Annotated in this window: 21 protein-coding genes; 6 read left to right on the top strand and 15 right to left on the bottom strand. The window is 34.8% G+C overall.

Annotation, left to right across the window (positions count from 1 at the left end; all coding sequences use genetic code 11):
* Window positions 1-75: 75 nt before the first annotated feature.
* Window positions 76-1101 (top strand): NADH:flavin oxidoreductase/NADH oxidase, encoded by a 1026-nt coding sequence (locus tag M3627_RS04305; RefSeq protein WP_169358286.1) that lies wholly within the window; start codon window positions 76-78, stop codon window positions 1099-1101.
* A gap of 87 nt (window positions 1102-1188) precedes the next feature.
* On the opposite strand, the gene M3627_RS04300 is transcribed toward M3627_RS04305, so the two are convergent.
* The 3 genes from M3627_RS04300 to M3627_RS04290 all read right to left on the bottom strand — a co-directional run bounded on the left by M3627_RS04300 (window position 1189) and on the right by M3627_RS04290 (window position 2684).
* Window positions 1189-1644, bottom strand: a complete 456-nt coding sequence (locus M3627_RS04300; RefSeq protein ID WP_251553069.1) for an OsmC family protein — start codon at window positions 1642-1644, stop codon at window positions 1189-1191.
* An 81-nt stretch (window positions 1645-1725) separates the two neighbouring features.
* A complete protein-coding gene (locus M3627_RS04295; RefSeq protein WP_169358285.1) occupies window positions 1726-2190 on the bottom strand; it encodes an SRPBCC family protein in 465 nt (154 codons plus the stop codon).
* 29 nt (window positions 2191-2219) lie between these two features.
* Window positions 2220-2684: a GNAT family N-acetyltransferase gene (locus tag M3627_RS04290; protein WP_251553067.1), complete on the bottom strand. Its 465-nt coding sequence runs from the start codon at window positions 2682-2684 to the stop codon at window positions 2220-2222.
* A gap of 235 nt (window positions 2685-2919) precedes the next feature.
* Between M3627_RS04290 and M3627_RS04285 the strand changes: the two genes are divergently transcribed.
* From M3627_RS04285 to M3627_RS04270, 4 genes are all read left to right on the top strand, one after another.
* A complete protein-coding gene (locus tag M3627_RS04285; protein ID WP_251553066.1) occupies window positions 2920-3381 on the top strand; it encodes a MerR family transcriptional regulator in 462 nt (153 codons plus the stop codon).
* Window positions 3382-3415: 34 nt separating this feature from the next.
* Window positions 3416-4717: a hemolysin family protein gene (locus tag M3627_RS04280; RefSeq protein WP_169358283.1), complete on the top strand. Its 1302-nt coding sequence runs from the start codon at window positions 3416-3418 to the stop codon at window positions 4715-4717.
* A gap of 417 nt (window positions 4718-5134) precedes the next feature.
* Complete coding sequence (locus tag M3627_RS04275) at window positions 5135-5947, top strand: STAS domain-containing protein (protein WP_169358282.1); 813 nt, start codon at window positions 5135-5137, stop codon at window positions 5945-5947.
* Window positions 5948-6057: 110 nt separating this feature from the next.
* On the top strand, window positions 6058-6258 hold the full coding sequence (locus tag M3627_RS04270; protein WP_169358281.1) for a YqaE/Pmp3 family membrane protein: 201 nt from the start codon (window positions 6058-6060) through the stop codon (window positions 6256-6258).
* Window positions 6259-6495: 237 nt separating this feature from the next.
* Here the strand turns inward: M3627_RS04270 and M3627_RS04265 are convergent, their stop codons facing one another.
* From M3627_RS04265 to M3627_RS04230, 8 genes are all read right to left on the bottom strand, one after another.
* Entirely contained in the window at window positions 6496-6909 is a 414-nt protein-coding gene (locus M3627_RS04265; protein WP_251553065.1) for a GNAT family N-acetyltransferase, read from the bottom strand.
* A gap of 145 nt (window positions 6910-7054) precedes the next feature.
* Window positions 7055-7237 (bottom strand): hypothetical protein, encoded by a 183-nt coding sequence (locus tag M3627_RS04260; protein ID WP_251553064.1) that lies wholly within the window; start codon window positions 7235-7237, stop codon window positions 7055-7057.
* Window positions 7238-7267: 30 nt separating this feature from the next.
* Entirely contained in the window at window positions 7268-7972 is a 705-nt protein-coding gene (locus M3627_RS04255) for a class I SAM-dependent methyltransferase (protein ID WP_251553063.1), read from the bottom strand.
* 1 nt (window position 7973) lies between these two features.
* Complete coding sequence (locus M3627_RS04250) at window positions 7974-8528, bottom strand: DUF4825 domain-containing protein (protein WP_251553062.1); 555 nt, start codon at window positions 8526-8528, stop codon at window positions 7974-7976.
* Complete coding sequence (locus M3627_RS04245; RefSeq protein ID WP_169358276.1) at window positions 8518-9198, bottom strand: hypothetical protein; 681 nt, start codon at window positions 9196-9198, stop codon at window positions 8518-8520. The genes M3627_RS04250 and M3627_RS04245 overlap by 11 nt, the downstream gene beginning before the upstream one ends.
* 1 nt (window position 9199) lies before the next feature.
* Window positions 9200-9544 (bottom strand): PadR family transcriptional regulator, encoded by a 345-nt coding sequence (locus M3627_RS04240; protein WP_169358275.1) that lies wholly within the window; start codon window positions 9542-9544, stop codon window positions 9200-9202.
* A gap of 215 nt (window positions 9545-9759) precedes the next feature.
* On the bottom strand, window positions 9760-9993 hold the full coding sequence (locus M3627_RS04235; RefSeq protein WP_169358274.1) for a hypothetical protein: 234 nt from the start codon (window positions 9991-9993) through the stop codon (window positions 9760-9762).
* A gap of 61 nt (window positions 9994-10054) precedes the next feature.
* On the bottom strand, window positions 10055-10450 hold the full coding sequence (locus M3627_RS04230; RefSeq protein WP_251553061.1) for a YybH family protein: 396 nt from the start codon (window positions 10448-10450) through the stop codon (window positions 10055-10057).
* A gap of 557 nt (window positions 10451-11007) precedes the next feature.
* Between M3627_RS04230 and M3627_RS20760 the strand changes: the two genes are divergently transcribed.
* On the top strand, window positions 11008-11136 hold the full coding sequence (locus M3627_RS20760) for a hypothetical protein (RefSeq protein ID WP_277347061.1): 129 nt from the start codon (window positions 11008-11010) through the stop codon (window positions 11134-11136).
* Window positions 11137-11221: 85 nt separating this feature from the next.
* On the opposite strand, the gene M3627_RS04225 is transcribed toward M3627_RS20760, so the two are convergent.
* The 4 genes from M3627_RS04225 to M3627_RS04210 all read right to left on the bottom strand — a co-directional run bounded on the left by M3627_RS04225 (window position 11222) and on the right by M3627_RS04210 (window position 14845).
* Entirely contained in the window at window positions 11222-11866 is a 645-nt protein-coding gene (locus M3627_RS04225; RefSeq protein ID WP_169358272.1) for an SDR family oxidoreductase, read from the bottom strand.
* A 67-nt stretch (window positions 11867-11933) separates the two neighbouring features.
* Entirely contained in the window at window positions 11934-13553 is a 1620-nt protein-coding gene (locus tag M3627_RS04220) for a catalase (protein ID WP_251553060.1), read from the bottom strand.
* Window positions 13554-13693: 140 nt separating this feature from the next.
* Window positions 13694-14104, bottom strand: coding sequence for a VOC family protein (locus M3627_RS04215; RefSeq protein WP_251553058.1), 411 nt, complete (start codon window positions 14102-14104; stop codon window positions 13694-13696).
* A 90-nt stretch (window positions 14105-14194) separates the two neighbouring features.
* Window positions 14195-14845 (bottom strand): nitroreductase family protein, encoded by a 651-nt coding sequence (locus M3627_RS04210; RefSeq protein ID WP_169358269.1) that lies wholly within the window; start codon window positions 14843-14845, stop codon window positions 14195-14197.
* Window positions 14846-15061: the final 216 nt, after the last annotated feature.

The raw sequence follows: 15061 nt of genomic DNA, 5'->3' as shown, positions 1-15061 counted from the left end.
TTACTCTCTTAACGCGCATTATTTGAATCAACGGACAAAACAAGCGATAATATGAAAAAGGAGTGATTCAAAGAAATGTCCAAATTATTTACACCATATAGCGTAAAAGGCTTAAGCTTAAAAAATAGAATAGTAATGGCTCCTATGTGCCAATACTCTGTCGAGGCCAAGGATGGAACTCCTAATGACTGGCACTTCGTCCATTATGTATCTCGCGCAGTAGGCGGCACCGGCTTAATCATTGTAGAAATGACAGACGTAGAGCCTGATGGAAGAATTACCGATTATGATCTAGGCTTATGGTCAGATGAACAGATTCCTGCTTATGCAAGAATAGTTGAGGAAGTACATAAACATGATGCCAAAATAGGTATACAAATTGCTCATGCTGGAAGAAAAGCAACAGATGCTAAACAACCAGTTAGTTCTTCCAACATTCCTGTTGAATCTGATGGCACATGGAAGGAACCAAGACCCTTAACAATTGATGAGATAAATGAAATGGTTAATAAATATAAAGAAGCAGCTCGCCGTGCAGTAGAGGCCGGGTTCGATACAATAGAATTACACGGAGCCCATGGTTATTTAATACACCAGTTCCACTCACCTTCTATTAATAACCGAACTGATGAATACGGAAAGGATTATGCTAAATTTGGTGTGGAAGTTATAAGAGCAGTGAAAAGCGTGATACCAGAAGATATGCCTCTCTTGTTCCGTATATCCGCAATTGAGTATATCGATGGTGGCTATGGCTTGGAGCACTCACTGGAAATAGCAAAACAGTACAAAGAAGCAGGAGTGGACGTTTTCCATGTTTCCAGCGGTGGTGAAGCAAATCCAGGGAAAGTGAAGCCGGCAAATACCCCTGGTTATCAAGTTCCATTTGCAAGAGCTTATAAACAAGCTTTAGATTTACCGGTCATTGCTGTAGGAATTTTAGAAGAGCCAGTTTTAGCTGAAAAGACTTTGGCAGAAGAGGATATAGAATTGATAGCAATCGGTCGAGGTATGTTAAAAGACCCTTATTGGGCATTGCATACGGAAGAAGTATTAGACGGAAAAGCAAATGTTCCAAAGGCATATAAAAGAGGATTCTAAAGCCTTAAAAGCAGAACCAAAATTGAAAACAAATATAAAAAAGCTATGGAAATTTTACGACTGTAAAATCTCCATAGCTTTTTTGCATTATATCTTGTCTGTTTGTTGAATCTCTATACCCTGAGAAACAACCTTAACACCATTAATTAAAGAGTCGAGTGCGGGACAATGATCCTCTACATATGTAATGAATTCTTCAATTTTCTCAGGCGATTCATTAGATTGAATATTAACTTTATATCTTACCTCTAAAAAACCAGGACGAATATCTGAAAGTCCAAGGAAACCATCCGTATCAATATCGCCTTCTAAATCAACAGATATATGATCGTACTGAATGCCAAATTTCTTTGCTGACATTTGCGCAACAATTGTTTGGCAAGCACCTAGCGATGAAAGCAATAATTCTAAAGGATTCATACCTTTGTCTGTACCACCTAAACGTTCCGGTTCGTCGATGATAACTTGATGTCCGCGTGTTCCAACCTCCACTTGGAGCTTATCCACTAAATTTGCAGTTGAACTCATAGTAGTAATTGCCAATTATATCCTCTCCATTTCTAATGATATTATATTACAAAACTATTAAAATAGAACATTAAATAACAAATTTAAAATTCCGTTTTAGCTTTTACTTTCTATGCTCTCCGCTATCCTTTTTAATTCCAGAGAACGATGTTTAATAAAATTTGTCATGTATTTTTCGAGGAATAATAAATCTGCCAACCTCCCCAGAATTCCCAAAGGAGAACGATACACAAACTCATCCCTTACCAATGTACCATTTTCTTGTCTTTTAAATTGATGGTTGTGTGTAAATGAATGGAAGGCTCCGCTTACCATCACGTCTCTAAAAGTATGAGGCTTGTCCATCTCAATAATTTTTGCGGTTAACCTTTGCCGAACACCGAAGTGTGTAGCTTCCCATGTTACACTATCTCCTTTTTCTAATAACCCTTTTACTTTACCACCAACAGCCTTTTCCTTTGTTTTTCCAGTCGTTTGAGTGTGTATGGCTACATCCCGTGATAAATCAAAGCAAAGATCTATTGGGGCATCTATTAAAATCTCATATATAATAGTTGGCATTATTTTTCCCTTTCTTAAATAGGTTAACTCTAAAATGAAGGCGTAAATGTCATTGCTTCATTACAGCTGATATAACCTTTACGTTTATAAAACTCAATACTATCATCACTTGGCCAAACGATAACAAACTCGTACTCGTTCGACTCCACCCATTTATTCACTACTGTAAGAAGATTAGAGCCAATTCCTTTGTTTCGTTCCGCAGGAATAGTGTAAACATTGGTCATATATACAAATGGATTAGTAATTCTACCTGGACGAGGAACCTTATGAATAAGCTCCATATAAATATGAGATACTACCTGTTCATTTATTTCTGCAATCCATATAACCCATGAATTACTTTCGATTGCTTGTTCCAAAAATTGTCTACATTCCATTTGAAATTCCTCTAGATCATGATCAGCCGCTTTTTCATTATGCTCTATTGTAAAATCCCATCGCATTTGAATTAACTGAGCTATATCTTTTTTCTGCGCAAGCCTGATATTCATAGCATCCTCCGTTTATGCATAATGCATTTTCCAGAAAACTACCTTTAATAAGTTACATGTAGTTTCTCCTACTCTACAATTATAACAAGAACAGTTGCTTCATTGATTCGATTTATTAGGTGAACTTAGGTCTTGGAAGAAAAACTTATTATTTAATAATAACTTTTTATGCAAATTGGAATAAAGAGATTGCTTTAATCCTCAACTTCTCACAGCTTGTAATCCTTCATGTTCCTTGCATTTACCTCAAATTCATACTATACTAAACCCTAACGTTACGGTTAGGAGTGATACTATTGGGACAGAGAAACTAAGAATTGGCGAGTTAGCTGAAAAAAGTGGCATTACTAAGCGTACCATCGATTATTATACTACTCTAGGGCTATTAGATGCTGAACGTTCTAGTTCCAACTATCGTTACTACCCTTATGAGGCTATTGAAAGACTAAGAGTTATAGAAGAGAAAAAGTTAAAAGGTATGTCACTTGAAGAAATAAAAAGAGAGCTTGCCAAAGATAGCATAGAAGAGATTGATATCCAGGAAATACGATTACAGATGCAATATTTAGAAAAAGAAGTTTCTCACTTATTGGAACAAATAAATGAGAAGGAAGATAACACAAAGTATTCCATCAAACAGAAAGTTTCATCAGAAAGTGTTGCTCTTATGCAATCCTTATTATTATTAATCACTTAGGAGGTGAAGTCTTACTTTCGAGTAAGACAACTTATTGACCGCATTGAATTTAACTATTTTTGTCATATTAATCGCTTTAACCGCATTCTTCGTAGCTACGGAGTTTGCTATCGTAAAGGTACGTCATTCCAGAATAGATCAGTTAGTAGCAGAAGGTCGTAAAGGTTCTAAGGCTGCAAAACAAGTTACATCGCGCTTAGATGAATACCTGTCTGCCTGTCAGCTTGGTATTACTGTAACTGCTTTAGGAATAGGGATGGTTGGTGAATCGACATTCGAATTTATCCTACATCCATTGTTTGAAACAATTGGAATTAGTACGGACAACATTCATTACTTTACGATTGGTGCTGCATTTTTAATCGCTACTTTTTTACATGTCGTGGTCGGAGAGTTGGCTCCAAAAACAATAGCTATCCAAAAAGCAGAAGCAGTAACCCTTGTTTTTGCTAAACCGATAATGATTTTCTACAAAATCCTATATCCATTCATTTGGTTCCTAAATGGCTCTGCTCGCTTGCTCGTTGGGCTTTTTGGTATGAGACCAGCATCAGAACATGAACTATCTCACACAGAAGAAGAGCTTCGATTATTACTTGCGGAGAGTTATAAGAGCGGGGAAATTAACCAAAATGAATTGAAGTATGTAAATAATGTATTTGAATTCGATGACCGCATTGCTCGTGAAATCATGGTACCTCGTACTCAAATTATTGGTTTTGAAAGAAAAGCTACCTTTAATGAGGTATTAACTACGATTTCTGAGGAACGTTATACACGCTACCCTGTTTATGAAGAAGATAGAGATAATATCATTGGATTTATTAATATTAAAGATTTCTTAACTCTAGGTATTAATAATCGTATAACATTGGAAAACTTCAATATAGAGGATTTTGTTAATCCTGTGATTAATACAATAGAAACTACTCCGATTAACAGTCTGTTATTGAAAATGCAAAAAGAGCGTATTCATATGGCTATATTGTTAGATGAATATGGTGGTACGTCTGGGCTTGTAACCGTTGAAGATATCTTGGAGGAAATTGTAGGAGAAATCCGAGATGAATTTGATGACGACGAAATAGCAGATGTTCGGAAAGTCAAAGAAGACCACTATATCATTCACACAAATGTGTTACTTGATGATGTCGCGAAATTGTTGAAAATAGATCTTTATAATCCTGATGTAGATACAATTGGTGGATGGTATTACACTCAGGACATAGAGTTACACATGGATGAACAAATTGAGTATGGTGGTTATATATTCTCCATCAATGAAAAACAAGACAATCATATCCAATTTATCGAAGTACAAAAATTTAATGCTTAATTTAATATATAAAACCCATTTTGATATTTCAAAATGGGTTTTATATATATTCGCTCAATCATTGTTATAGGACTTACTTAGCATATTTTCTTAATGATTAATTTATTAATAGATTTAATGCCTTCTCAACTATAAGTTCAGCACTATTCTCTTCAGGTGGCATCCATAAGCCAGTAACAGGTCCATATATAATGGGATTCACCTCAACTTCGTAACCCCCTGCTATTCGACTCTTTAGCATCTTTTCAATTTTCTAATGTAATACTATGTTCTATCATATTAACGTTTTTACCTGCTTAAAATCATAATTTTAATCTCTCTTGGTTATAGAATATTCTACTTTAACAAGAGAAAGCTTGACTTAAAAGAAATGAATTTTTATGATGAGATAGAAGGCAAAAAAAAGGGAGAAGAAATATGAGCCCACTTATTAGTATTTCAGATTATATCTTTAATAATAAAGAATTGTTGGCTAGTAATATCGTTGATGAGGTAATCAATTCTCTAGATATGGATATACCTCGTTGGGAACAGGAACAAGCTAAAAATATGTATATTGAGTTTGTTACCTTTATTGGAGAGTATATTTTAAGTGGTGAGGAGAAAATCCCTGAATCCTTATTAATATGGAGTAAAAAGAATGCAGCAATGGTTTCTCTTGATGGTAATCTATCTACCCTAGTAGTCAGATATCTCCCTACTCGCAATGTAATTACTGACATACTGACTAATTTAGCAATCACATTCGATCTTAATTTGAAAGAGCTAAGTAAATTGATTAAACAGGTTAACAGAATGTTAGATATGAGCCTTAACGAAACGGTTGCCAATTATGAGTATCTAGCAAGCGAATACCAAAAGATGTCCCAAATGGAATTAGCAAAGGTCGGAGCACCAATAGTTCCTGTTAAAGAAGGAATTATAGTTTTGCCATTGGTAGGACACATTGATACATATCGGATAGACTATATGATAGAAAATTTAACTCCTAAAATTGCAAGTGCTGGTGTATTTTACGTTATAATTGACTTTTCAGGGGTATATAAAATCGATAAAGGAAACGTTCAATATATAAACGAATTGGTTCAAATGATTCGTATAATGGGAATTAGTGTTATGGCAACAGGGATTTGCCCTGATTTAGCTAAAATGACCATTAATGAAGGAATAGATGTGGCTGCAGATGTCATTTACCCTAATTTAAAGATTGCATTAGAAAGCATTAATTAATATTATTACTTCAGGAAAAGTACCCATTATATACCACTATGTTATAGTTTGCTAATCCTACAAGTTGTTCTGTATGATTGTGTACAAATCCTTGTAAGGAGCTAGTAACTATGATGTATCTTTTAGCTATTGTTTTACCACCAGTAGCAGTTTTATTCTCCGGGAAGCCATTTCAAGCTTTTCTTAATTTACTACTATGTTTTTTAGGTTACGTACCTGGAATTATTCATGCTATCCTTGTAGTACATGACCATAAAGCAAATAAACGAACGCTTAAACAAACAGAGCTAATAAAAAGGAATAATAAATAATCGAATATTTGCAGGGAATAAAATTGCCCCTCTAAAAAGCTCCAAAAATTTTGCGCAAAGCAAAATTTCTGGAGCTTTATTTTGAATTAGACATTTATAGCTTTATGGGATTCATTTATTATTACTCCTAAAAGTCCTTCATACTTTCTCCAAGAATATAATGTGAATTTTGTTTCCCCCTTGTAAAGGTAATCAATCTATAAAAGCCATATTTTCCCCTGTTCCTTGTCCTTTCTGTTATCTCTTTAACCTCATTAATGTACTACCATTCACATCGGTAGAAAATCCAAATTGCTCATAGTAGGAAACTAATCTTTCAGGACAATAAAGCTCGACTCGCTCTACATCCTGAATGACTGAGTGATTTAACAGACTGTTCATTAGAGTAAACCCATATCCTTGCTTCCGACCGTTTTCTTTTACAATTACATCAAAAATAAACGCCCTGTATACTCCATCTGAAATTGCTCTTGCGAAACCCACTAGCTCACCTGAGTCCTGATCAACTAAGCCTATCGTTACATGACTCAAATCAATCATTGTTTTTATATCAGCTAAGCTACGCTCTTTTGTCCACCATTCATTTTGAAATAATTGATACAAGTCTGTTAAATGCTTTTCAGTAAAATGATGGATTACTTTTATAGACATTTTAACTCCTCCAAGAAATATAAAATTTATTATAATGTGTAATCATTTTAGTAGGATAAAAGGACTTAGCTTACTTCAAACAAACTAAGTCCTTTTAAAAATCATATGGTTATTTAGATATTCAACAAAAACCCAGTTACCTATCCTAGAACGGCAGGCTCTGAAAAAGGGAAATGCTTAACCCTAATGCCAATACGGTTCCTACAGAAAGTAAGCTTATCATTTTCCACCAATTTATCTCTTTTGAGGGTTTTACAGCCTCTTGGGAAACTACAATCCAGATCACTACAGAAACTATTGATATTATGGCAAAAAACTCTTTAGACATATTTAATCCCCCCCTTAACCCTTATGTTCCTTAGTTTCTAGCATTAATTATCAAAAAATGTGGAGTTGTCATCAGCTTGTGATAACCTTTAGGATCTATATTCTTAAATTCTTCCGTAGGCTGTGGCTCAATAAGACGCTCTAATTTAAAATATTTTAAAGTTTCGTTTAAGATGGCTTGCATAGGTCTCCTATAAAAAGGCACTTCAATTATTTTCCCATCACGCTTCCACTGATCTATTATAAATTCATGTGCAAAATAATCTCCTTCCTCTGTTTTTTTCATATCCATAGATGGGTGGTGTACCGAAAATATGAATTGACCGCCTGGCTTTAAGATTCTTTGAAACTCTTTAAATGTCAATTCCCAATCATTGATATAATGTAGCACTAATGAGCTAATAATGAGATCAAAACTATTGTCTTCAAAGGGAAGTTCTTCTTCTAAGCTTAAGCAAAGAACATTTGCTATGTCCTTTACTCTTCTTTTCGTTGCCTCTACCATTTTAGGACTGATATCGATTGCTGTAACCGTTGCCCCTTCCCGTATAAGCTGGGAGGTATACCATCCTGCAGCACAACCCGCATCCAAAACGCTTAGATTATTTAAATTAGAAGGCATTTGTTTGACCATTTCTGGTCTCTCATACTCCGTGTTATATATACTTCTTTGATCGACGTTAAATTCATAATCATCGGCGAGCTGGTTATACGCCTGAATGACACGATCCTTCATGTTAGCCCTCCTTGCTGACTTGTATATACTGGTCTAACCAATCCTCTATCTCTTCCGTTTTTAATCGCTGTTGCACTTCTTTTTCAAATAATGGAGGATCTAAAAGCTCATCCAAATTCCCTAGAACACTCTCTACATTGCTTCTGTTAACGAGAAAATTTTCATTTGGAAGTCTTAACTCTATTTGTTCCAAATTCTTAATAAGTACAAAAGCAGCTGTAGTATTATAAATGACCGATTGTTGTACTTGACGAGGAGAAACGTCACTTAAATCTTTATAATTCACGATTAACAAAAAACGATCAGGGTCCTGTTCAAAGCCATTCAAATAATTTTGTAAAGGAAGTGATTGAAACAAATGTGCATTATTTGAGTTGTTTCCCATATATAGATTTTCATATACTAGCACCTTGCTAAAATCATGGGTCTCTGGATCAAGCTGCCGTAGCATTTCTTCCGCTTGTAAATTTTCTTTTTCTGGTAGGTAAAAAAGGTTCGTCCATCCAAAAAGTATAAGCCCAGTAATGAATAATCCAATTATTAACTTATTCTTCATAGTTCGCTTCATTACCTCCTCTGATAACTATGTTTTTAAATCTGTTAATTAATAAAGGTACAATGATGGAGAAAAATGGAGCCAAATAGGCTGCTATAGTCTGACCGAATTGATAAGGACCTTCAATAGAGATATTACGGCCAAACCATAGATCACTACCAAAATGGATGGCAGTAATCATTCCCCACTGCGCTACCATAAACAATGCCCAAATAATCCAAATCCATTTTTGCCATCTATTCATAAAAGCTAATTGGATTGTTCTTTCATTCGTTAAAGAACCTGCTATGATTTTTAACACGATATAAAATACGCCAATTATTAATATGATTATTAACAACAGCCAGCTCGTAGCCCTTAAGGAACTAAAAACATTAAACGGAATAGAGATGATCCATGCTATCAATAAATAAATCAGCGACCATTGCGTAAGCTTGACCAACACTTTACTTAATTGAACTGATTGTACACCTTCGATTACACTATCCAGTTTAGACATCTTCTCTGTGCTAATCCTAAATGCTTGTTTAGAAGTTATGCCCTTGTTCATAACTAAGTCTTCAATTTCAGCCTCTAAATTTCCGATTACTTCTTCTTTTAACTCTAATGTTTCTTCATTTTTTGGGTATCCAGCAAACATTTTATTAACATAATTTCGTACCTCATTCATCTTAATCACACCCTCCTAAAACTAATCGATCAATGAGCAGCTTTGCTCGATTCCATGCTCTTACATTTTCTTCGTAGGCCGCTAAGCCTTCTTTTGTAATCGTATAATATTTTCGTCGGCCACCTTGGGACTGATCACCCCAGTAGGCATGGATAAGTTCAAACTTTTCTAATCGTTTCAGACTGCTATATAAACTCGGCTCTTTCAATATATACTCTCCATTGCTACCGACTGAGATAGCCTTCATAATTTCATATCCATAATTATCTCCTGCCTTTAAAACCTTTAAAATTATGGTATCGATATGACCTCTTATTAAATCAGCACTTACTTCATTTTCTGACAAACTTATCACCTCTTATTAAAATGTATATCAAATTACTATGTCTGTCAAAGTACTATGTCATAAGTAAAAAAATAATTGCTTCCCCGCCCTCTCATCATGACAAATCAAGAAAAGTAGGAAAGATAATAGGGGCTTTCCTAAAAAGAAATCAAATAAAAAATAAACAGCTTATGATTTTAAAATCAATAAGCTGTTTATTATCAACTGAACTTAAATTATTTGTTATCCTTTTCATTTCCATGCTTAAAATTTCCTGTCGCTTTGGCCATTAGCAATTGTGCTTCCTTGAAGTCTGCAGAATGGATCTTGCTCAAAAATTTTTCGCTAGCTTTTCCTACGAGCGTGGTAACATGTCTTCCTTGAAAAGAGATAAATACTTTTTTATCTTTCGTAATTCTATACGTAAAGACTTCCTCGCCCAATCGATTCCGTTTATCAATGTTATCCATTAATTCACCTCTTTACATTGCCACTAAACTGCTTATCTTTAAGCACTCACAATTACACATTTCAAGTAAAGGTATTTTGATCATGAACCAATAACCATTTTTCATTATTTTTTTTAAATATTAATGTAAGGTAATAAATTTTGTTATATGGATTCCCATTCTGATCCACGTCCTTATACTCAATCTCCACAACAGCGTAGCCCATCTCGTCTGTACACTCTTCTTTAATGATTTGATAACTTAAACTCCAATCGATATCAGCAAACCAATCTTTATTAAATTCAGCGACATCTTTATACCCGCTAATCAAGCGACCGTTAGGCATTATTACACTTATATCTTCTTGTTCAGAAATAGTTTGTAGAAAAGGAATAATATCTTTATTTTGCATTAAATCTAAGTGCTTAATCAGCACAGTGTGAAAACTCTCTTTAATCATACGGTTACTCTCCTTCATAAGTTAATTGCCAGTTGATAATTCATACTTACTTAAAATTTTTTATATTTTCTTACCTACTTTGCTTACGTATTGTTAGAGTTGTAGTTAGCGCTCTTAAAGAACGACATCTTGCTTAAAGCTAAGATATATATATATTTGTATATGAAGACATACCCATACTTCTAATCCAATTCAAGTTAACCTATAGCTTCCGTTTCTTTGGACGTGCCATCACTCTAATAAATGCTTAAGGACACGCTAAGTATTCCTCTTCCACACGTAATTCTCAAAACAAGTATATTTAATGACTTTCATCATACCGCCCCCTTTTAAAAAAATAAAAATTCAGACTATTTAAATTTAACATTATTTACCTTTCCTTTCAAGGAAATATGTAAAAAAGGAATAACGAGCACAAAGGAGTGGGAATTTTCCGGTATAAAGAAACTTCTAGGTAGAGATAGAGAACATTTCTTACCGTCCTCTTTATTAATTTAAAATAAATGTTTATGACCACTTAAAAGTAGGTATAATAGAATAGATACTTTTGACTAATGAAAAAGGAGGCATTTATAATGAACCTCATTTATATAGAACTAGTTAGACTAGTAGATGATTACTATAGATGTGAAAATGACGCTTTTAAACAAGAAATTCTCTATGATATACAGTTATTAACTAAGGCTGTTTGCCTTACCGAGTAGTTTTAATTAATAACTTAAGAGAATAAGAAAAGTCCTATAAAAAAAGACTCCACAATATGGAGTCCATTTAATATATATATTTTTACTATATATTCTTAATAGCTTCTTTAATGGATTGTGTCCCATTAACGACATTAAAACTTTTTTGATAGGTGCCTGATTCTTCTAAAGATGCTACAAGTATCTCCGCTACATCCTCGCGAGTAATTGTACTTGGCTCTGCATCCACCCCAACCGTCACTTTTCCTAGTGCTTTTTCATTTATTAACCCACCAGGTCGAACAATAGTATAGTTTAGTTTACTTTGCTCAAGCATTCGGTCTGCATAATGCTTTGCAACATAGTATGGTCTCATTTCAGCGTTCCAATTTTCACGCTTGTCAGCATCAAATGCACTAACCAAAATATATCGCTCAACCCCAGCCGCTTCAGCCGCTTCCATTGTTTTTACTGCTCCGTCTAAGTCAATAAGTAATGTCTTATCAGGACCTGTATGTCCTCCTGAGCCTGCTGCGAAAATGATTGCATCAGCTCCAGTAAATGCTTCGGTTAATGAGTCTACCTTACCCTCGAGATCAAGTAATGCTGCTTCTATCCCTTTTTTCTTAAATTCATTAACCTGCTCCTGTTTTCGAACTACTGCTGTCACCGTATGTTCCCTATGATCTTGTAATTTTTCCACGACCTGTTTACCAATCTGACCATTCGCTCCTACTACTATTACTTTCATTTATATACACTCCTTTTGATAATTGAAATAAAGAACCCCTTCATTTAAGTGAAGGGGTTTGAAATTATTAGTAAGGTTTAGATTCTCGACCAACATCTTCTGCTTTATCCGCAGCAGCATTAGCACCCGGAGAGCTCTCTTGTTTTTGTTGTTTTTTTAAGTCTTCCATTTCTTTCATCTTCATCTCGATACCTTCTTTTACACGACGACCATAATCTCCGTCTGCCTGTGTAAAGTGGTAGACCATAGCCTCTTGGATACGAGGATCACAAATCGAAAGTGCGGTAGACAGGTTGTTTATCAATTCATCGCGCTCCCAATCTTCAAAGCTACGATAAGTCTCGCCTGCTTGTCCATAGTTATTCTCTCGATCTATTGGTGCACTTGTAGCCTTAGCATTATATTGTGGCTCGTGCTTAATTCGTTCCGTTTTTTCTGCTTCCTGCAATCCACCTATCATGGATGGTTCATAATTGATATGTGGATTTCCACCAGCTTCCTCTGGTCTATGCACATCCATTTGACCACGATGCTGATTTGTTCTTACAGGAACCTTAGGCGCATTAACTGGAAGCTTCAAATAGTTTGCTCCTACGCGGTAACGTTGTGTATCAGAATAAGAAAAAGTACGACCTTGAAGCATTTTATCATCTGAGAAATCCAAACCATCTACTAGTACACCAGTACCAAAGGCAGCTTGTTCAATTTCTGCATGATAATCTACTGGATTTCGATTTAATACCATTTTACCAACTGGTAGGAACGGGAATTGTTCCGGTGGCCATAGCTTTGTATCGTCTAATGGGTCAAAATCTAATTCAGGATGCTCATCATCGCTCATAATTTGAACAAATAACTCCCACTCTGGATATTCTCCTCGCTCAATGGATTCATATAAGTCCTGTGTGGCATGAGCAACATTTTTTGCCTGAATGGCATCAGCTTCATCTTGAGTTAGGTTGCGAATACCTTGCTTTGGTTCCCAATGATATTTTACTAATACTGCTTCGCCTTTATCATTTACCCACTTATACGTGTTTACACCAGATCCCTGCATATGGCGATATGTAGCCGGAATTCCCCATGGGGAGAATAGGAAAGTAATCATATGTGTCGCTTCAGGTGATTTAGAAACAAAGTCAAACATACGCTCTGGGTTAGGGATATTAGAAGCAGGGTCTGCCTTAAATGCATGAATCATATCTGGAAATTTCATCGCATCACGAATAAAAAATATTTTTAAGTTGTTTCCTACTAAGTCCCAGTTACCATCTTCCGTATACATTTTAACTGCAAAACCTCGTGGATCACGAGCAGTCTCTGGAGAATCCTTAGAACCTGCAACTGTTGAAAAGCGCACCATCAAAGGTGTTTGTTTTCCAGCACCTGAAAATACTTTTGCACGAGTATACTTTTCTACGGGCTCGTCCCCTACTTTTCCGTAAGTTTCAAAATAGCCAAAAGCACCAGCTCCACGAGCATGAACTACTCGCTCAGGAACTTCTTCTCGGTCAAAGTGTGAAATTTTTTCAATGAAATGATAGTTTTCAAGAGTAGCTGGACCGCGATTTCCTACAGTTCGAATATTTTGATTATCCGTTACAGGATGACCTTGTCGAGTTGTAAGCGTCTCTTTTCCTTGGTTACTTTCGGTTGAACCATTTCTCATTTCTTTTTCTTCTGCCATTATGAAATCCTCCTTCGAAATAGTGCATTCCTTATTTGTAATTCCCTGATATATCACCTTAAAACCTATTTATCAGTTGTTTTTCGAAAAATAATCCAGTTAAACAAAATAAAAAAGAGACATAGGTAGTCTCTTTTTTATCAGTTCCTATTATTTTTAAAAGAAGGACTTAATTCGCTCCATACATCAAATTTGTTTTCATCAAGATCCTGAAATACAAAATTTCTACCAGCATGTCCTCTATCTTCTATTTCCCCAACCCGCAATCCTTTTTCTTTAAATTCTTTGTGTAATAATAGGAGATTATCTACCCCATCTACTTCAAATGTTAAGACAAATTGCTCTCGGCCATGGAAATCTTTAAAGTTCAGACTTTCTTCTTTTTTACTTTTAATCAAAAAGACACTTTGATTGGCTAGGTCCAAAATGGCCTTATCCTCGTCCTTATAATTCTCGACAGCGCCGAGTTGCTCCTGGTACCAGTCGCTTGCGAGAGAAACATTTGAAACTGGGATATAAATAGTTCCAACTCTTATTAATTTCTCATTCAAAGCCTTCCCTCCAATATTGTCCACGTAAGTCCACATATTATAAAAATATTATGTATTAAAAAACTACCAAATCTTCATTGCTGTGTCGAATTATTTCTGGTAACTTAAGTTAAATCCGTTAAAATTCACAAATTCTCCGACTGGTTTTCGATAACCTCTTGGCCTAGTATTGTCTACACTTTTACCTATAGTAATCATCATATAAGGTTGTAGATGATCAGGAATATTGAACTCTTTCCTCATTTCATCTACATTATGCACATGCATTGGACAAGTATCAAAACCGAAATGTTTAGCGCAAAGCATAAATAACATTGCATGGATCCCAACATGGAGCGCTAACTCAGTATCTAGTCCATTAGAATTTAAACGCAAATTATCATTATATTTTTTTATATTTTCTATAGTATTTTCATATTCCAATTCACTCATCATTTTAAGCATTTTCATAGGACTAAATATTCTTTCTGCCTCGGACTTTTCAGCACTATTTTTATTACCCATTACGATAACAACAGCACTTGCTGTCTGAATTTTATGTTGATGGTGGTTTAATTCCTTTACTTTTTCTTTTTTCTTTTCATCCATGATTACCAAGTAATTCGCAAATTGAAGATTGAATGCGCTTGGTGCAAGTTTTGTTAAATTGAAAATTTTCTTAAAGTCATCTTCTGTCATTTTTTCTTCTTCAATAAAGTTAACTGCTGAATGACGAAATTTTATTAATTCTTCTATATTCATGTTTATTCTCCTCAAAAAATAATTTGTATTATAAAAACAATAGATTAGTTCTTTCGACTGATACTCAATAGGACTAATTACACTTTAACATATATTAGTAACTAATTTCAACAATTTTCTGAAAATTATATAAATATAATATTAAGAGTTACTTGAAATTCCAATAAAAACACTTGGTTAGAGCAAAGATTGGTGACTCAGTTAGTATATCGCAAG

It is taken from the genome of Psychrobacillus sp. MER TA 171 (assembly GCF_023713305.1).
In the GTDB taxonomy this organism is placed as follows: Bacteria; Bacillota; Bacilli; order Bacillales_A; family Planococcaceae; genus Psychrobacillus.
Note: the sequence above shows the minus strand (reverse complement) of the source record. Positions and strands in the feature narration are given on the sequence as shown.

Bases quoted from the DNA above. Each gene is read 5' to 3' on its own strand.
- M3627_RS04305 (WP_169358286.1), top strand. From the start codon at position 76: ATGTCCAAATTATTTACACCATATAGCGTAAAAGGCTTAAGCTTAAAA.
- M3627_RS04295 (WP_169358285.1), bottom strand. From the start codon at position 2,190: ATGCCAACTATTATATATGAGATTTTAATAGATGCCCCAATAGATCTT.
- M3627_RS04290 (WP_251553067.1), bottom strand. From the start codon at position 2,684: ATGAATATCAGGCTTGCGCAGAAAAAAGATATAGCTCAGTTAATTCAA.
- M3627_RS04275 (WP_169358282.1), top strand. From the start codon at position 5,135: ATGAGCCCACTTATTAGTATTTCAGATTATATCTTTAATAATAAAGAA.
- M3627_RS04270 (WP_169358281.1), top strand. From the start codon at position 6,058: ATGATGTATCTTTTAGCTATTGTTTTACCACCAGTAGCAGTTTTATTC.
- M3627_RS04265 (WP_251553065.1), bottom strand. From the start codon at position 6,909: ATGTCTATAAAAGTAATCCATCATTTTACTGAAAAGCATTTAACAGAC.
- M3627_RS04260 (WP_251553064.1), bottom strand. From the start codon at position 7,237: ATGTCTAAAGAGTTTTTTGCCATAATATCAATAGTTTCTGTAGTGATC.
- M3627_RS04255 (WP_251553063.1), bottom strand. From the start codon at position 7,972: ATGAAGGATCGTGTCATTCAGGCGTATAACCAGCTCGCCGATGATTAT.
- M3627_RS04250 (WP_251553062.1), bottom strand. From the start codon at position 8,528: ATGAAGAATAAGTTAATAATTGGATTATTCATTACTGGGCTTATACTT.
- M3627_RS04245 (WP_169358276.1), bottom strand. From the start codon at position 9,198: ATGAATGAGGTACGAAATTATGTTAATAAAATGTTTGCTGGATACCCA.
- M3627_RS04235 (WP_169358274.1), bottom strand. From the start codon at position 9,993: ATGGATAACATTGATAAACGGAATCGATTGGGCGAGGAAGTCTTTACG.
- M3627_RS04230 (WP_251553061.1), bottom strand. From the start codon at position 10,450: ATGAAGGAGAGTAACCGTATGATTAAAGAGAGTTTTCACACTGTGCTG.
- M3627_RS20760 (WP_277347061.1), top strand. From the start codon at position 11,008: ATGAACCTCATTTATATAGAACTAGTTAGACTAGTAGATGATTACTAT.
- M3627_RS04225 (WP_169358272.1), bottom strand. From the start codon at position 11,866: ATGAAAGTAATAGTAGTAGGAGCGAATGGTCAGATTGGTAAACAGGTC.
- M3627_RS04220 (WP_251553060.1), bottom strand. From the start codon at position 13,553: ATGGCAGAAGAAAAAGAAATGAGAAATGGTTCAACCGAAAGTAACCAA.
- M3627_RS04210 (WP_169358269.1), bottom strand. From the start codon at position 14,845: ATGAATATAGAAGAATTAATAAAATTTCGTCATTCAGCAGTTAACTTT.